Below are 16,866 nucleotides of genomic sequence, written 5' to 3' on the forward strand. Positions count from 1 at the left end.
GAGGCCCCCCGCCGTGACCATGCCCCACGCGAAGTAGTTCTCACCCCGACCCGACAGCAGCGCCCAGACCACGCCGATGCCCACGCCCAGCAGGCCGGAGACCGCCTGTGTGAGGGCCTGACCGCGCACGAGCCGCGCCACGCAGAAGACCACGGAGAGCCCGGCCGAGGCGGCCAGGGTCCAGGCGAGGTCCCGGGTCGTGACGTAGAGGACCACGAAGACGAGACCGGGAGCCACCGACTCCACGACACCGCGCCATCCCCCCACGGTCTCCGTCACCGAGAACGTGTCGCGGTCCAGGCCGGACGCCCAGCCCGGCACCGCAGCGCGGGCCCCCGGCTCCCCCGGGACCCCTGCTCCCCCTGCCCCGTCGGTGACTCCGGACGGGTACCCGGTGTCGCGGCAGCCCTGCGGGTCGCCGCTGCTCATGCGGACCCCGGCGCCAGGAGGCGGTACAGGGGGTCGATGAGGACCAGGTGGTCGATGTGCAGGGACGCGGTGCCCTCGACCTCGAGGTGGCGCCCCACCGAGATGCCGGGGATCGCGCGCCGACCCAGCCACCGCAGTTCGATCGTCCCGGTCCCGTCGTAGAGCGTGGCGAGCAGGCGTACCGGGCCGTCCACCGGTGAGTACGTGATCGACTGCAGCACCCCGGAGACGACGACCTTGTGGCGCTCCTGCACCTCCGAGATCGGGATGGTCCCGCGGGAGAGCCGGCTGCGCACCTCGTCGTCGGCCTCGATCGCCTCACGTGAGGTCCCCGACCAGCGCAGTCGCAGGCGCTCCGCCAGGGAGCGCCTCCCCCACCGCGGGTGGTCAGACATCGGGGACCTCCACGGCCCCTTCGGGGACGTGGAGGGGCAGCAGGTCGAGCCGGGCACGCGGGAGGTCGTCGCGCACGATGACGAGGCGGTCGATGACCTTCTCGACCTCGGCACCCGCCTCGGGGGTCTGCGCGGCCGGTCCGAGCACGTCGATGCGGGCGAACCAGCGTGGTCCCTCGCGTCCGATCACCCGCATGCGGGAGGTCGCCCGGGAACCGTCGGGCAGGGTGACGAGCATGTCGGCGAGGAGCTCCTCGCCGTAGCGGGTGGTGGTGGGGACGACGGTGGCGCCGTCGGACTCCATCCCCGACCGGATCTGCTCCCGCACCTCGTCCCAGACCCCACCCGACCTCGGCGCAGCCGCGACGCTGATCTGGATGCCCGAGGCGCCCAGCACCACGAGGGCGCGCAGCACCGTGCGCTTGTCCTGGGCGACCTGGGTGCGCAGCTGCATGCCCGGCACGGCCGGGATGAGCAGCGACCCCATGTCGACGTACCCGCTGCCCGTGTCGACCTCGTCAGGGGTGCGGGGTCCGGGGGTGGACCAGATCGCGTCCTCCTCCTGGAGGGTCGGCAGGTGGTCCTCCTCGGGCGCGGAGGCCTCGGCCCCACCCGCCCGGTCCTGCTGATGGCGTGAGCGCCCGAACATTCGCGGTCCTGTCCTTCCGGTGGTGTGTCAGTCCACCACCGTACGCGGTGGAGGGGACGGTGTCCCGTCCCGGTGTGCCCCGGGATTCACGGCCCCGGGGCGGGAGTCCTCAGCCCGCGCACTCCGTGCACACGGGCAGCCCGTTGTCGTCGACGTAGGCGAGCTGGGAGGCGTGGTGCACCAGGAAGCAGTGCGAACAGGTGAACTCGTCCTCCTGACGCGGGACGACGTGGACGGTGAGCTCCTCCTTGGAGAGGTCGGCGCCGGGGAGCTCGTAGTTCTCCGCAGCCTCGTTCTCGTCCTCGTCCACGTCATTGGAACCCGCGTCGTTGCGCCGTGCCTTGAGCTCCTCGATGGAGTCCTCGGCGACGTCGTCGTCAGTCTTGCGCGGTGCATCGTAGTCAGTGGCCACCCTGTCTCCTCACTCAGTGACGGTCCCGGGCGGTGCGTCCGCGGCGGGGGTGCTCGGCGCAGGGATGGTAACACTTGGGAGGGGCGCGCGCCATCGAGTTGTCGGACACGCCCGCCGTGCGCCGGGCACGCACCCCGAGACTCTGAGACCATGCCCTGTGGAGAGTTGCAGGAGGTGCCCATGATCGAGCTCGAGCTGCTCGGAGCCGGCGCGGACGGCCAGTCACTGGTCATGACCGATGCCGGGGGGGAGCGCTACAGCGTGCCCATCACCGATGAGCTGCGCGGAGCCGTGCGCCGGGACCGCCCACGGCTCGAGTCCGTGCCCTCCCCGGGGGAGCGTCCGCTGCGCCCCCGCGAGATCCAGTCCCTCCTGCGCAGTGGGCTCACCGCAGAGGAACTCGCACGCGAGTCCAACATGGACATCGCCCACATCCGTCGCTTCGAGGCGCCCGTCGCCGCGGAGAAGGAGTGGGCACTCTCCCGCGCGCTGGAGACCCACGTGGGGGGAGACCGCGACGCCCCGGTCATGGGGGACCTGGTCGTGGACCGTCTCGCCGCCCGCGGGGTCGATCCCGCCTCCCTGTCCTGGTCCGCCCGCCGTCCGGGTGAGGGCCCCTGGGAGATCGCACTCACCTTCCTCCAGGGGGCCGCCGAGCACGCCGCCCACTGGAGCCTCTCCCCCTCGGCCTCCTCCGTGGAGGCCATCGACCAGGAGGCCCGCTGGCTCACCGAGACCGCCGCGCCCTCCCCCGTCGCAGCCGTCTTCACCCCCCTGCCGAACCAGTCCTCCACGCCCCGGGGGGACGGCGACGAGGACGTCCGGGCACGCGAGGCGCTCCTGGACCAGCTCAACGCCGCACGCGGGCACCGGCAGGACATCGACATCGCCTTGGACGACGAGGACGAGGAGGACGAGGACGCAGCCCCGGTGACGGCCCCCGGGACGGACCACGCCCCGTCCGGACCACCGGCGGGCTCGCTCTCCGCGCGCATCTACTCCCTGGCCCACGCCCGCACACGCACCAACGCCCCCACACCGAGCTCCCCAGCCCGGTCCGCGGACAGCGGGACCACCCCGGGTGCCCCGGGCGCAGCCACCACCGACGAGGGCCCCGCCGACGGGCGCACCACTGACGAGGGCGACCACCACGGGACCGGCTCCGGGGACGGGTCCCGCCCGCGGACAGTGCACGACCGTCCGACCACTGCCGGTCCTGCCCCGGTCCCCCCGCAGGACCACGGCACGGAGGAGCCACCCCGGACCGGCACCCTGCCGGGACTCGAGGAGGTCGGCCACGACCCCGCCCGACCGGACCGGGAGAAGAAGCGGACCCGGCGGCGTTCGGTGCCCTCCTGGGACGAGATCGTCTTCGGCTCCAAGCCCCAGTGACACCCTGCACCGACACCGCAGCGGCACGGCGGTGACCTCGCCGGGCGTGCCGGCCCGGCCGCGGTCCCGCTCCGCCGGGTGCCCCGCCCCTCAGCCGACCTCAGGCCAGGCGCATCACCGGCACGAGCATCTCGTCACTGGTCAGTGACCCGTGGATCCCGACCTGCGAGATCGATCCCGCCGACTGGACACGGGAGTCCACGATCCCGCGGTGCCCGCGCATGAAGACCAAGGCGTCCCCGACCACGGCAGAACCGGGTCCCTGCCCCAGCACCTCGGCCATGTCCTCGGGGCCCCACACCCAGGCCCGCTCCGCCAGCACGTCCCTCCAGCGCTCGAGCACACCTGCTGCCGCGCCCTCCCGGGCGTGGACGTGCACGCAGCGCGCCTCACCCCCGATGCCGGCCAGCCCCTCGTCCAGTTCCGGGTGCTCGGCCAGGTCGATGAGCTGGTCCGGGGAGGTGTCCACCATCCCGTGGTCAGCGGTGAGGACCGCCCGCACCCCGCGCGGCAGCCCGGCCAGCAGCAGGCGCAGCCCGGCGTCGAACTCCTCCAGGGCCGCCGTCCACTCCTCCGAGCCCACACCGTGGTGGTGCCCGGTGTGGTCGATGTCGGACCAGTAGAGGTACACGACCCGTGTGCCCGCCCGCAGCTCACGCAGTGCGGCGCGGATGCGCTGCTCCCAGCCGGTGGCCCCGACGTGGCGTGCGCCCCGCAGGGCCGCCCTCGTCAGCCCCGACCCCGCGAAGGCCGAGGGGGAGACCACGGCGGACGTGACCCCCGCCCGGGCCAGGACCTCGAAGGTCGTGTCGCAGGGCTGCCACAGCACGGGGTCCACCCCCTCGGCGAAGGCCAGCAGGTTCATGGTCCCGCCCTCCGCGAACACCGAGTAGCCGACCATGCGCGTCGCCCCGGGCAGCCGCCCCGTGGCGAAGGCCGTGATCGCTGCGGCCGTCGTCGAGGGCGCCACGGTGTGCACCACCGTCGTGGCCTCCCGATGTGCCCTCAGGACGGGGGCGTGGCCGAGGCGGGCCTCCAGGGGCACCCAGCCGAGACCGTCGACCAGGAGCACCAGGACCTGCTCCGCGGGTTCGATGGCCAGGGCCTCCCGCGCGGCGTCCCGTGCACCGGGCAGGTCCGGGTCCAGTGCGGCCACGCACGCCCCGAGGACGTCGGTGAGGCGCAGCGCCCCCTGCGGGGGCAGGTCGGGCACGGGGACGTCCGCGTCGGCGGGGCACCGGTGCCCCGCGGCGGGGACGGGGCCCGTGGCACGGGGGCGGGTACCGGTCGGACCGGGGAGTGCCCCGCCGCGGGGGGCGGTCACCTCGCGCCTCCGATGAGTGCGGTGAGGACGTCGACGAAGTGCTCGGCGCGCGCCAGTGCCTCGTCCCCGTCGGCGGCGGAGGAGACCCGCATGGCGAGGTCGTCGGGGAAGCTCGTGGCGGCGTACCCGTGGTCCGCGGAGCACTCCGGGTCGTCACAGTGCCGGGGCTCCATCTCCGCACGCCGCTGGCCCCCCAGGTCCACGGAGACGGTGACCTCCGTCGGTGAGGACGCCGGGTCGGTGGCAGGCTGTGCCACGAGCTCCATGACGGAGGCGCCGCGGATGCCCGACAGGGGCGCCAGCGCCGTCTGGACCATCGCTCCCCCGTCCTCCAGCTCGTCGACGTGGACCTGGACCAGTTGGGTGGGGGTCAGGGCCGCCACCGTGAGGTGTCGGAACATGGTCCCCCGGTCGAAGGCGGCGTCGAGCTGGCAGAGGGTGGCCAGGGGGTCCGCCCCCGCCAGCCCGCGGCGCAGGGAACGGGCGACCACGACGGGGTAGAAGCCCAGGGACTCGATCTCGTGCCAGATGTCCATTCGCCAATTGTGCCCCCGGGCGGCGTGTGAAGTCGAAGCAGGGTCCCACGCGGCGGGACAATGGCCCCCATGCGCGAGAAGGAGTCGACCCGGCAGGTGCCGCCCGAGGACCACAACATCTCCGAGATCGACGTCTCCCAGGAGATGAAGGGCTCCTTCCTGGAGTACGCGTACTCGGTGATCTACGCCCGGGCGCTGCCCGACGCCCGCGACGGTCTCAAGCCCGTCCAGCGCCGCATCCTCTACCAGATGGACCAGATGGGGTTGCGACCCGACCGGGGACACGTCAAGTCCCAGCGCGTGGTCGGCGAGGTCATGGGCAAGCTGCACCCCCACGGGGACTCCGCCATCTACGACACGCTGGTGCGCATGGCCCAGCCCTTCAACCTGCGGGTCCCCCTGGTCGACGGGCACGGCAACTTCGGGTCCCTCGACGACGGCCCCGCCGCCGCCCGCTACACCGAGGCCCGCCTCGCGCCGGCCGCCCTGGACATGGTCGCCGACCTCGACCAGGACGTCGTGGACTTCGTCCCCAACTACGACAACCAGCTCCTCCAGCCCGAGGTCCTCCCGGCCGGCTTCCCGCAGCTCCTCGTCAACGGGTCCTCCGGCATCGCGGTGGGCATGGCCACCAACATCCCCCCGCACAACCTCTCCGAGACCGTCGCCGCCGCCTGCCACCTGCTCGACCACCCGGGGGCCTCCACCGCGGAGCTCATGCGCTACGTCCCGGGCCCCGACCTGCCCGAGGGAGGGATCATCGTCGGCCTGGACGGCATCCGGGAGGCCTACGAGACGGGCCGCGGCGCATTCCGCACGCGCGCCAAGGTCGCAGTCGAGCGGGTGACGGCGCGCAAGCACGGCCTGGTCGTCACCGAACTCCCCTACATGGTCGGCCCCGAGCGCGTCATCGAGAAGATCAAGGAGAACGTCTCGGCGGGGCGCCTCAAGGGAATCTCCGCCGTGCAGAACCTCACCGACCGCCACCACGGGCTGCGTCTCGTCATCGAGGTGAAGAACGGCTTCAACCCGGAGGCCGTCCTCCAGCAGCTCTACCGTCGCACCCCCATGGAGGAGTCCTTCTCCATCAACGCCGTCGCCCTCGTGGGCGGACAGCCCCACACCATGGGACTGCGCGAGATGCTCCAGGTGTTCCTGGACCACCGTCTCGACATCACCACGCGCCGCTCCCGCCACCGCCTCCAGCAGTACGGTGAGCGCCTCCACCTCGTGGAGGGCCTGCTCATCGCGATCGTCGACATCGACGACGTCATCGCCATCATCCGCTCCTCGGAGGACACCCCCTCGGCCCGGGAACGCCTGATGATGGCCTTCGACCTCTCCCAGGCCCAGGCGGACCACATCCTGGAGCTGCGCCTGCGCAGGCTGACGAAGTTCTCCCGCATCGAGCTCGAGTCGGAACGCGACGACCTGCGCGCCCGCATCGCCGAGTTGGAGGAACTCCTCGCCTCCCCGGACCTCCTGCGCGCCCGGGTGCGCCAGGAGATGCAGGAGGTCGCACGCAGGCTGGGGACACCTCGGCGCACGCTGCTCCTCACCTCCGCGGGGAACGAGGGCGGCGCCCTGGCGGGTGGGCCCGCAGCGCTCGCGGCCGCACTGCCCGAGACCTCCTCACGCGGCAGGGGCCTGGACCTGGAGATCGCCGACGACCCCTGCACCGTGGTCCTCACCGCCACGGGGGCCCTGGCACGCGTGGAGGGGGCGGACCCACTGGAGCCCGGCCCGCGTGCGAGCGCCGATGCGTGGCACGCGCAGCTCGCCTCCACCGTGCGCTCCCAGGTCGCGGTGGTGACCGCCGACGGCCTCGCCCACCGCATCGAGGTCGTCGACCTGCCGGCACTGCCGCGTTTCGAGACGGGGCTGTCCCTGGCCGCGGCGACCCCGGCCTCGCTGCTGCTGCACACCGACGAGCCCGCCGTGGGCCTCATCGGTACGGCCCCCACCGAGGTCCTGGCCATGGGGACGCGCAGCGGAGTGGTCAAGCGGCTGCGCCCGGATGCGCCCCAACGCGACTCCTGGGAGGTGATCTCCCTCGAGGGGGACGACCGGCTGCTCGGCATCGCCGCGTGTCCCGATGACGCGGACCTGGTCTTCGTCAGCTCCGATGCGCAGCTGCTGCGCACACCTGCGGCGAAGGTCCGTCCCCAGGGCCGCTCGGCAGGTGGGATGGCGGGGATGAAGCTGGGTGAGGGGTCCGAGGCGATCGGTTTCTGGGTGGTCACGGATGCGTCGGACTGCGCCGTCGTCACCGTCGCCGCCGCTGCCGGGGCACTGCCCGGCACGGGACAGACCACGGCCAAGGTCACGCCCCTGGAGGCGTACCCGGTCAAGGGCCGTGGTGGTCAGGGCGTGCGCGCCCAGCGCTTCCTGCGTGGGGAGGACCGACTCGACATCGCCTGGGTGGGGCCCCGACCGGTGCGTGCGGCCTCGGCCGACGGGTCCCCCGTGGACCTGCCGGAGGAGGACCCCCGCAGGGACGGGTCCGGAGAGGTCCTCAGGCACCCCGTGGCCTCCATCGGCTGAGGCGGCTCTCCTGCTCGCCCTCGTCGGCGCGGGACGCCTGCGTCAGCGAGCGTCGCCCTCGTCAGCACCGGCCTTCGTCAGCACGGGCCGCCCTCGTCGCTGGAGGGCCTCCCGGACACCGCGACCTCAGACGTTGATCGCGTAGAGGCGGGACTGCCCCACCGTGCGGAACCCGAGCGCGTCGTAGACCACGAGTGCACCCGAGTGGTTCGCCGATCCCAGTCCCGCGGCGATCCGGTCCATGCCGTCGGTGCGCTGGGCCTGCATGGAGGCGACGATGAGGGCGTCGGCCACCCGGGTGTGGCGCCACGGCTGGAGGACACCCATCTGGTCGATGTAGCCCTCCTTCCAGCCCAGTGCCGCCCAGTCCTGCTCGTAGCGCGACGCCAGCAGGAAGCCCGCGACCTGGGGACGGTCACCCGTGCGGTCCATGGCCAGGAAGGACCATCCCGGGACGAAGTCGGTCCGTCCCCGTTGCCACTGCTCGATCGTCTGGGGTGGGCGCCCCCACTCCTGCTCGGAGAGCCTGTTCGAGGCCCGCCGGGCCAGGTCGTCGAGTTCGGGCGACCACGCCTCGATGCCCAGGTAGCTGCCCAGGTCCGGCCCGTCCGGCAGTGAGGACAGATCGGCACGCAACTCGTAGTAGGTCCTCGCCCAGTGGTAGCCCAGGGACTCCAGGTGGTCCTCCAGCTCCTCGTGGCCCGTCTCGACGTGCATGACGATCTGGGCGTTGCCCTGCCCGGGATTGGTGGCGAGCATCTGGCGTGCGGTGGCCGTCTGCCACTCGATCATCGAGCGCCCCAGCCCCAACCTGCGGAAGCGTGGATCCACACCCCCCTGGCACACGCACTCCACGTGGCCCGCCAGGCGCAGCGCGACCAGGCCGTAGGCCACCATCTGTCCCTTGGCGATGCCTCGGGTGGCGTACCCGGCCAGGCCCCTCCACTGACTGGTGGGGCCGAGCATCTCCACGACCTCCTCACGCGAGGTGCGGTAGGGCGGGTTGTCGGTGGCCTCCACGCGGGCGAAGAGGTTCGCCAGGGCCGCGACGTGGTCCGCCGTCAGCCGCTCCCAGAGGATCCCGTGGGTCGAGGGAGGCACGGGCAGGGACAGGGGGGCCGCGACCCTCGCGGAGATCGACCCGTTCCTGCTGCTGACCTCTTCGTTCACCCGCCTGTCACCTCCCCTCGGTCCTGCTGCCTGTCATGGTGGCCCGCCGACGTGTCTCGGCGGCTGTCCTGGGCGTCCCCGGACGGTGCGTGCGCTGCGTCCGGTGTCCGACCCGTCAGTGCTCGATGGAGTAGTACACCTGCGAGCGGTCGTCGATGAAGCCGAGGTGCTCGTAGATCGCGTGCGCGTGCGTGGCGCCGGTCGTGTCGACGTCCAACCCGATGCGGGAGACCCCCGAGCGGGCCGCCGCCTGGACCGCGGAGCCGATGAGCGCCGAGGTCAGGCCACCGCCGCGGTGCTCGCGCCCCACTCCGATCAGTTCGACGTAGGCCTCCGTGCGCCCCTCCGCGAGCCAGCGATCCGCCGGTCGGCCCACGGCCGCGTAGCCCGCGGGCTCCCCCCGTGGGTCCAGTGCGACGAAGGACCACCGCCGGTCGAGCTCGGTGACCGCCTCCTCCCACCACACGCCGCGCATCTCGGGCCAGAAGTGGTCCTGGAAGACCTCCATGTGCAGGGCGCGGACGCGCTCGACGGGCACCTCGTGCCAGGGGACCACCGTGTACCCGGCGCGCGCGGGTGGCGCGGTCTCCGATCCCTCGATCTCGCGGTACATGACCGCGAAGTTGCGTTGGGCGTGGAAACCACCCGCGATGTAGAGGCGACGCCGGTCGGTCATGTGGGAGTCGACGATGTTGGTGATCGCGGCCGGCACCTCCGAGTCCGCGCCGAACTGGGTGACCAGCAGCTGTCGGGCACGTCCGTCCTGCCAGTAGAGCAGTGCGCGACCGAGGCCGCGTCCCCGCCAGTGCGGGGCGATGAAGGCGTTGACGACCGCCACGGCCATCTCCGTGACCGCGGTCTCCACGCGGACGGTCGCCACGGCCTCGACCCGGCCCTCGGCGTCCAGTCCGATGGCGGTGTCCAGCAGGTCGACCCCGCTGTGCCCCTCCATCATGTCGGCCACCTCGGAGGCCGAGGTGCGGTGGATGGCGTCGTCGGCGGCCTCCACCCGGCGGATGAGGTCCGCCACTGCGGGACCGTCGGAGGCGATGAGCGGACGCCAACGGAGTCCGAGATGGGCACCCGGGTACGGTACGGAGGCCGGCGGCGCCAGTCGCTCGGCAAGTCCAGTCATGCCCACCATCCTACGGTCGGCACGCAGGAGCCGTGCCCACCTCGGGAATGGGTGGACACCGCGGCGTCAGGCATCGATGCGGTCCCGGTCGATGTGGTCCGCGCCGGAGACGATGAAGTCACGTCGGGGTCCGACCACCGAGCCCATGAGGAGTTCGAAGACGTCCTCGGCCTCCCGCAGGGCGCCCTCGTCCTCCAGGGTGACCCTGCGCAGGGCGCGGTGCGCGGGATCCATGGTGGTCTCGGCCAGCTGGTCGGCGTCCATCTCGCCGAGTCCCTTGTAGCGCTGGATCGGGTCCTTCCAGTGGCGCCCGGACCGCTGGAGGGCCTTCAGCTGGGTGTGCAGCTCCGCTTCGGAGTAGGTGTAGATGTACTCCCGCTTGCGCCGACCCGAGGCCGAGACCTCGATGCGGTGGAGCGGGGGCACGGCGGCGTAGACACGCCCGTCCTCCACCAGTGGCCGCATGTAGCGGAAGAAGAGGGTGAGGAGGAGCGTGCGGATGTGGGCCCCGTCCACGTCGGCGTCCGTCATGAGGATCACCTTGCCGTAGCGGGCCTGGGCGAGGTCGAAGGTGCGACCGGACCCGGCGCCGATGACCTGGATGATGCTCGCACACTCCGCATTGGCGAGCATGTCGGCGGTGGAGGCCTTCTGGACGTTGAGGATCTTGCCGCGGATCGGGAACAGCGCCTGGTACTGGCTGTTGCGCGCCGCCTTGGCCGTGCCGAGGGCGGAGTCCCCCTCGACGATGAAGAGTTCGGTGTGGTGGACGTCCTCGGAGCGGCAGTCCGCGAGTTTGGCGGGCAGGGAGGAGGTCTCCAGGGCGTTCTTGCGTCGCGAGATCTCCTTGTGCAGGCGCGCGGAGACGCGGGCCTTCATCTCGCCCACGACCTTCTCCAGGAGCAGCTGGGCCTGCTGCTTGTCGTCGCGGCGCGAGGAGGTCAGCTTGGCGTCCAACCACTCACCGACCACACGGGCGACGATGGCGCGGACCTGGGGGGTCCCGAGCACCTCCTTGGTCTGTCCCTCGAACTGCGGTTCCGGGAAACGCACGGTGACGACCGCGGTGAGTCCCGCGAGGATGTCGTCCTTCTCGGGCCGGCCGTCCTTCGCCGAGACCTTGAGACGCCGGGAGTTGCGCTCGACCTGGGCACGGAACACCTTGAGCAGGGCCTGTTCGAAGCCGGCGACGTGTGTGCCGCCCTTGGGGGTGGCGATGATGTTGACGAAGGAGAGGGTGCGGGTCTCGTAGCCGACGCCCCACCGCAGGGCGCAGTCCACCTCACAGGTGCGTTCCACGTCGACGGGGTGGAGGTGACCGGTCTCCGGGTCCAGTTCCTGGACGACCTCGTGGTACGTGCCCTCCCCCGTCACGTGCCACGTGGCGGTGACGGGTCCGTCGGTGGCGAGCCAGTCGGCGAAGTCCACCACGCCGCCCTCGTAGTGGAAGGACTCCTGGACGACCTCCTCCCCACGTTCGTCCCAGCAGTTGATGGTGAGGCCCGGCACGAGGAAGGCGGTCTGTCGGGCGCGTGCCAGCAGCTCCTCCCAGGAGAAGCCCTCGGTGGAGGGGAAGATCTGGAAGTCCGCCCAGAAGCGCACCCTGTTGCCGGTGACGCCCTTGCGCACCTTCCCGACCGTCTGGAGCCTGGAGGACTCGGTGAAGGGGCTGAAGGGCGAGTTCGGGGTGCGGACCCGGGAGTCGTCGAAGGTCCCCGGCTCACCGCGTCGGAAGCACATCTGGTAGGTGCGCCCGTTGCGGTCGACCTGGACGTCCATGCGGGCGGACAGGGCGTTGACGACGGAGGCACCCACCCCGTGGAGCCCACCGGAGGCGGCGTAGGAGCCGCCACCGAACTTCCCGCCGGCGTGCAGCTTCGTGTAGACCACCTCGACGCCCGAGAGCCCCACACCGGGGACCTCGTCCACGGGCACGCCGCGGCCGTCGTCGGACACGGAGGCGGAGTGGTCGGGGTGCAGGCGCACGTCGATGGTGCGGCAGTAGCCCTCCAGGGCCTCGTCCACGGAGTTGTCGATGATCTCCCACAGGCAGTGCATGAGTCCACGGTGGTCGGTGGAGCCGATGTACATGCCGGGACGCTTGCGCACGGCCTCCAGGCCCTCCAGGACCGAGAGGTGGCGAGCGGAGTAGTCGGATGCCGGGTCTGTCGTCACCCGCCCATAGTAGGAATTGTCCGCATGCCGGTCACGTCGGCCCGCCGCGGCATCCCGATCCTGACCTCCCCCATGCCCCACATGTGGCGACATTCTGCAGATCAGGACCGTCCCGGGGAATTGTGCCACTGGCGAAAGAAGGCCCCCAGCACTGTCGCGCGTGACCGATCGGTGGTCTCATGGGGTCATGAACGCAACGAGCATGCTTGAGCGTCCCGAGCCCACCGGTGCACCCGCCCTCACGGCGGCCGACCGCTGCGACTACTGCGGCGCGCGCGCCTGGGTCCGCGTCACCCTGGCCAGTGGACAGCTGCTGTTCTGCGCGCACCACGCGCGCCAGCACATGGAGGCCCTCCGGGCCTCGGCGCTGTCCATCCAGGACGACACACACCTCCTGGTCGCCGACGAGAAGGGCACCGGGGTCCGCTGAACCCCGTGTGACCACCCGCCCGGGGAACACACACCCCGGTGCACGCGCTGCGGCGCCGCAGGGACCTCCCTGCGGCGCCGCACGCGTTCCGGAGCCGGGTTCCGCTCCCCCGACCACACGTGGCCCGCGACGCCGACCCCGGGGACGACCCCGCCGGGGACCACCCCGGCCACGCGGGGACCGTCGCGACCCCGTGGGGAGCGCGTGGACACCACGGAGTTGTCCGCCACCCGCGAGGGTGCGTAGGTTGGGGAGACAGTACAGAGGAAGGCATGCGAACGATGGGACTCTTCTCCACCAGGTCGGCCCCTCCTGCCTCCGACGTCCCCACGCCGATCAGTCGTGACCGCCTGGTCCGCCTCTTCGAGGAGCAGGGCTGGAAGTACTACATCGACAACGAGGGCGACCTCGGTGGCAACTGGGACGACAACCAGTTCTACTTCATGCTGCGCGGTGCTGACTCCGAGATCCTCCACATCCAGTCCATGTGGCACACGACCCTCGACATCGAACACCTCGAAGAGGTGCGCCTCTTCATCGACACCTGGCACCGCGACCGCCTGTGGCCCAAGTGCTACCACCGCATCTCCGACGAGGGTCGTATCCGTGTCTTCGCCGAGCACACCGTGGACATGGAGCACGGGGCCACCGATGCCCAGCTGCTCCAGCAGGTCCGGTGCGCCCTGGGCACCGCCACCCAGTTCTACGACGAGATCACCCGCGGGCTCGGCGTCTGAGCACCCCCGCCCGCTCCCCATCCACCACCGAGGAAGGACCCCGACCACATGGGTTGGTTCACCCGACTGACCGGGAAGGACACCGTGTCGCGAGAGGACACCGTGCGTCCCCTGTCCCAGGAGCGCCTCACCGAGATCCTCGACTCACAGGGCTGGCACTGGGCGATCGACGAGGACGGCGACCTGGGAGGCAACTGGGAGGGGAACGGGTTCTACTTCTTCGTGGTGGGTGAGCGCGACGAGGTGCTCCAGGTCCAGGGCGCGCTGCGCGAACGCATCCCCGTCTCCGAGGCGGACGCCCTGCGTCTCTTCATCGAGGACTGGCACCGTGACCACTACTGGCCGAAGTGCTCCTACCGCCTCGACGAGGACACCGACATGCTCGTCCTCCTCGCCTCCCACACGATCGACCACGAGGCCGGAGCCACCGATGCACAGCTCCTCCAGCAGATCCGCTGTGCACTGGGCACCGCCAACCAGGTCTTCGAGGCCGCGCGAGAGGTGTTCGCACTGGGGACGCACCCCGCCTGACCCCGCCTGACCCCCCGGGCGCGAAGTCCGCTCTGTTCTAGGCTCGAAGTCCGCTCTGTCCGGGGCTTGAAGTCCGCTCCGTTTTGGGCGCGAAGTCCGATCTGCCATCTGATGGTGCTGGCGGTTCCACCCCTGCTGGGGTGGAACTCCGCCGGGTCAGACGGCACACCGACACTCCACCCTACGGCCCAGGACAGATGGGACACCGCCCGCCCAGGGAAGAGACAGCAGGATGGACAGCCCGTGTCCTCCGTCCTGGGTACGCGCCGCGCGAGGCCTCCGACGCGTCGCGAGGACGGACCTCGACCCCCGAACAGAGCGGACTTCGCGGGTCGAACAGAGCGGACCTCAAGGTGGGAACAGAGCGGACTTCGAGGTCGGAACAGAGCGGACTTCGAGCGGGGCGCTCCGGGACCGTGTCAGTCCAGGTAGTCCCTCACTCTAGCGGGCTACACGCTGTGCGTCGGTGCAGGTCGCGAGGTCAAGGCTAAACGCTGTGGGTCGAAATATCCCGGACTGAAATGGCGACCCCGACAGGTGGTGGAACACCCGCCGGGGCCTAGGTCCGGGGCCTAGCTCGAAAGGCCCGGCCATGAACACCACCCTACCTACCGTCACCGCTCCCGAGACCGACACGTGTTGGTCGATCACCCCACAGGGCAGGGCCGCCCTCGACGCGGCCAGTGCCCCCACCCACAGCTTCCTCCCCGAGGTCCTGCACGGGCTCGCCGGCCTCGACTACGCGCGGGCCTACCTGGAGGGCTGGCACACACACGCCGCCGGGGAGGAAGGCGACGCGTCCCCGCACTGGGGTGGTCCCCTGGAGGTCGCCTTCGAGGACGGGTGGCTCGACCACCAGCGAGACCCCGACCGCCCGTGGGCCACCGCCATCTTCGGCTTCGAGGCCGCCTGCGACCACGCCTACAGCCTGGAGGACTACCGGGCCCGGGTCGGTCGCCGTGAGCACGCCCACGACGTCGCCACACGCGGCCAGCGCTACGCGCAGAGGGTGACCGCCCGCGTCGGGTGGGCCATCCACGACAGCGGCATCCCCGCCACCGAGGTCGCCCGCAAGGCAGGCATGAGCTCCTCCACCCTGCGCCGACGCCTCGCAGGCCACACCAGCTTCACCCCCAGCGAGGTCGTGAGGATCGTCCTGGTCCTCGACCTGGACGCCCTCGCCTTCTTCCACAACACCGAGGAGATCCGATGAGCACCGAGACCAGCACCCCCTGGTGGGACGAGGAGGACCACGACGACGTGACCGGGGACCGGTGGCGCACCAAGCGCGTCCACATCGTCCACGGTCGCCCCGAGATCTTCGTCACCGCCACCACCGACCACCTGGGCCACGTCTACGTCGTGCTGGACGTCCCCGTCCTGCCTGCCCTCCCACCCTCGGAGGCGCGCCTCGTCAGGGTTGCCCTCGACCGCGCCATTGCCCTAGCGGACCGCATCGAGCGGGAAGTGACCAACCTGTCCGCCCCCTCCACCTCCTGGACCCCGCCCGACACCGTCGAGCCCGAGGACACCTACGCGACAGGCCGAGAGGACGGGGCATCCATGTACGAATGAGCCCCCACGCGGGGGCCGAGGGGATGCACTCCTGTCCTCCCCGGTCCCCGCAGGGCTCCGACGCTCCACACGGGCTCCCAGCACACGTCTGGTGGCCGTTGTGGGTGGCGGAACACCACCCTCGCGTTCCTGACCCTCCCGCGTACACCAGAGGGCCGTGGCAACCCTTCCCGAACCGTCGTGCCACCGGCGGGTGCCAGCGTTTCTGGACCGCTGACCAGGGCCACAACAGAAGCGCGCGCCGAACAGGTGGGCGCCACTCGTCGTGGGCAGATGCGGCAATGTGAGGATCGGAACGCCGGGGCGCTTTGGGATGAAGGGACGCTCCCGGAACACTGGGCCCGCAGGGCCTCCACATGGGTGTGGGTGAAGGTGCCCCGGAACGTGGGGAGCCCTTCTCGGTGACGCCACCCAAAACTCGAGCATGGGTCCCAGACGGTTCTCGAGCGCGGTCTCCGTCGACAGTCGACGCATTGTGGGGCACCGAGGACCTTCTCCCTTGCACCAGTGCAAAACACCGAGGTCGGCAAGCGTGCCACCCACGGGCGCAGAGACGAGATGCGACCCGTTATTGCCACCAGTGGCAATATCGAGTGCAGTCCACGGGCGCAGAGACGAGACGGCCCCCTCGATCACTTTCCCGGGGGCGGGATTGCGACCCACGGGCGGGGAGACTCGACTGATGGGGCAGGTGTTGCATCGTGCAACACCTGACGGTCACGACTGACCGTCGAGTAGTCCTTGCCGACCGCGACCGCTCATGCCCTCACGCGCCCCAGCTGTATCCGTTGTCCACGAACGCCTGTTGGCAGTCGGGGCAGGACTGGCGGCCACCGTTCAGCGGGCCCTTGCACTTCCAGCAGCGCCGCTCAAACCCGGGACGCTCCCCCGTCACCGGGCGTGCCATCTCCACCATCTCCGCGCGCTGGACCTTCGCTGCCCGAGCACGCGCCGCCCGTCGGCTACTCACCAGAGGCCCCCGCGTCGTCGATGACCCATCCCAACGCCGCCATAGCCCTGGGAGTCAACCCCAGAGCTTCCGACGCATAGCGGGCTTCCTGCGCCATCCACGCCGACGCCGCGCCCGTGAGGATCGCGTCCTCATAGGCCACCAGCGCCGCCACGGTGCCCCGGCACGACTCGTCCCACTGGGAAGCCTGAGGGGACTCCCACAGCTCCTTCCACCGCGCTTTCTGGGCACGGTTCCACGTCTCCTTGCACTGGGGTGGGATCGCTGGAACTGGCAGCTCCGAGCCCCCAGCAGGCAGCAGAACGGCTGCTTTCGCCCCGTTTTCGCGGTATGCGCGGCTGTTCCGCTTCGTCATGTTGCGGCTGACGCCCACGTCCTACTCCTTCAAATGCTCTCTGACCTGCACGAATGGTTGACCGGTTCGACCTGAGCGGTCCCCAAATCCCCTAGACACCTGTCCTG

Annotated in this window: 17 protein-coding genes; 7 read left to right on the top strand and 10 right to left on the bottom strand. The window is 71.1% G+C overall.

What is annotated here, in order from left to right; all coding sequences use genetic code 11:
* From BQ9890_RS15815 to BQ9890_RS04555, 4 genes are all read right to left on the bottom strand, one after another.
* On the bottom strand, window positions 1-429 hold a 429-nt coding region (locus tag BQ9890_RS15815; RefSeq protein ID WP_195907628.1), incomplete at its 3' end, for a DUF3159 domain-containing protein.
* Complete coding sequence (locus BQ9890_RS04545; protein ID WP_075889697.1) at window positions 426-824, bottom strand: hypothetical protein; 399 nt, start codon at window positions 822-824, stop codon at window positions 426-428. The genes BQ9890_RS04545 and BQ9890_RS15815, both read right to left, overlap by 4 nt.
* Window positions 817-1,473 carry a DUF3710 domain-containing protein gene (locus BQ9890_RS04550; RefSeq protein ID WP_075889699.1) on the bottom strand — a complete coding sequence of 219 codons (657 nt, stop codon included), beginning with the start codon at window positions 1,471-1,473 and terminating at the stop codon, window positions 817-819. The genes BQ9890_RS04545 and BQ9890_RS04550 overlap by 8 nt, the downstream gene beginning before the upstream one ends.
* A 109-nt stretch (window positions 1,474-1,582) precedes the next feature.
* The gene (locus BQ9890_RS04555; RefSeq protein WP_075889701.1) at window positions 1,583-1,885 is read right to left on the bottom strand and encodes a DUF4193 domain-containing protein; all 303 of its coding nucleotides are present in this window, start codon (window positions 1,883-1,885) and stop codon (window positions 1,583-1,585) included.
* A 180-nt stretch (window positions 1,886-2,065) separates the two neighbouring features.
* Here BQ9890_RS04555 and sepH point away from each other — a divergent pair, with 180 nt between their 5' ends.
* On the top strand, window positions 2,066-3,277 hold the full coding sequence (gene sepH, locus BQ9890_RS04560; RefSeq protein WP_075889703.1) for a septation protein SepH: 1,212 nt from the start codon (window positions 2,066-2,068) through the stop codon (window positions 3,275-3,277).
* 100 nt (window positions 3,278-3,377) lie between these two features.
* Here the strand turns inward: sepH and BQ9890_RS04565 are convergent, their stop codons facing one another.
* Both BQ9890_RS04565 and BQ9890_RS04570 read right to left on the bottom strand, forming a co-directional pair.
* A complete protein-coding gene (locus BQ9890_RS04565; protein WP_075892723.1) occupies window positions 3,378-4,490 on the bottom strand; it encodes an alkaline phosphatase family protein in 1,113 nt (370 codons plus the stop codon).
* A 107-nt stretch (window positions 4,491-4,597) separates the two neighbouring features.
* Window positions 4,598-5,137: a DUF5998 family protein gene (locus tag BQ9890_RS04570; RefSeq protein ID WP_075889705.1), complete on the bottom strand. Its 540-nt coding sequence runs from the start codon at window positions 5,135-5,137 to the stop codon at window positions 4,598-4,600.
* A gap of 69 nt (window positions 5,138-5,206) precedes the next feature.
* Between BQ9890_RS04570 and BQ9890_RS04575 the strand changes: the two genes are divergently transcribed.
* Window positions 5,207-7,681: a DNA gyrase/topoisomerase IV subunit A gene (locus BQ9890_RS04575; RefSeq protein WP_075889707.1), complete on the top strand. Its 2,475-nt coding sequence runs from the start codon at window positions 5,207-5,209 to the stop codon at window positions 7,679-7,681.
* A 126-nt stretch (window positions 7,682-7,807) separates the two neighbouring features.
* Here BQ9890_RS04575 and BQ9890_RS04580 read toward each other — a convergent pair whose 3' ends face one another.
* From BQ9890_RS04580 to BQ9890_RS04590, 3 genes are all read right to left on the bottom strand, one after another.
* Window positions 7,808-8,818 carry an N-acetyltransferase gene (locus BQ9890_RS04580; protein WP_075892725.1) on the bottom strand — a complete coding sequence of 337 codons (1,011 nt, stop codon included), beginning with the start codon at window positions 8,816-8,818 and terminating at the stop codon, window positions 7,808-7,810.
* 148 nt (window positions 8,819-8,966) lie between these two features.
* Complete coding sequence (locus BQ9890_RS04585; protein ID WP_075892727.1) at window positions 8,967-9,986, bottom strand: GNAT family N-acetyltransferase; 1,020 nt, start codon at window positions 9,984-9,986, stop codon at window positions 8,967-8,969.
* Window positions 9,987-10,052: 66 nt separating this feature from the next.
* Window positions 10,053-12,161 carry a DNA gyrase/topoisomerase IV subunit B gene (locus BQ9890_RS04590; RefSeq protein WP_075889709.1) on the bottom strand — a complete coding sequence of 703 codons (2,109 nt, stop codon included), beginning with the start codon at window positions 12,159-12,161 and terminating at the stop codon, window positions 10,053-10,055.
* Between the two features lie 187 nt (window positions 12,162-12,348).
* On the opposite strand from BQ9890_RS04590, the gene BQ9890_RS04595 reads away from it, so the two are divergent.
* From BQ9890_RS04595 to BQ9890_RS04615, 5 genes are all read left to right on the top strand, one after another.
* The gene (locus BQ9890_RS04595; RefSeq protein ID WP_075889711.1) at window positions 12,349-12,591 is read left to right on the top strand and encodes a DUF7455 domain-containing protein; all 243 of its coding nucleotides are present in this window, start codon (window positions 12,349-12,351) and stop codon (window positions 12,589-12,591) included.
* 272 nt (window positions 12,592-12,863) lie between these two features.
* Window positions 12,864-13,328: a type III secretion system chaperone family protein gene (locus tag BQ9890_RS04600; RefSeq protein ID WP_230297817.1), complete on the top strand. Its 465-nt coding sequence runs from the start codon at window positions 12,864-12,866 to the stop codon at window positions 13,326-13,328.
* A 48-nt stretch (window positions 13,329-13,376) separates the two neighbouring features.
* On the top strand, window positions 13,377-13,859 hold the full coding sequence (locus BQ9890_RS04605; protein ID WP_075889713.1) for a YbjN domain-containing protein: 483 nt from the start codon (window positions 13,377-13,379) through the stop codon (window positions 13,857-13,859).
* Between the two features lie 592 nt (window positions 13,860-14,451).
* Window positions 14,452-15,072, top strand: a complete 621-nt coding sequence (locus tag BQ9890_RS04610; protein ID WP_075889715.1) for a hypothetical protein — start codon at window positions 14,452-14,454, stop codon at window positions 15,070-15,072.
* On the top strand, window positions 15,069-15,434 hold the full coding sequence (locus BQ9890_RS04615; RefSeq protein ID WP_075889717.1) for a hypothetical protein: 366 nt from the start codon (window positions 15,069-15,071) through the stop codon (window positions 15,432-15,434). Before BQ9890_RS04610 ends, BQ9890_RS04615 begins: the two co-directional genes overlap by 4 nt.
* A 962-nt stretch (window positions 15,435-16,396) precedes the next feature.
* On the opposite strand, the gene BQ9890_RS04620 is transcribed toward BQ9890_RS04615, so the two are convergent.
* Window positions 16,397-16,777 (bottom strand): phage terminase small subunit, encoded by a 381-nt coding sequence (locus BQ9890_RS04620; protein ID WP_230297818.1) that lies wholly within the window; start codon window positions 16,775-16,777, stop codon window positions 16,397-16,399.
* Window positions 16,778-16,866: the final 89 nt, after the last annotated feature.

Source organism: Actinomyces provencensis, from assembly GCF_900155435.1.
Lineage (GTDB): Bacteria > Actinomycetota > Actinomycetes > Actinomycetales > Actinomycetaceae > Pauljensenia > Pauljensenia provencensis.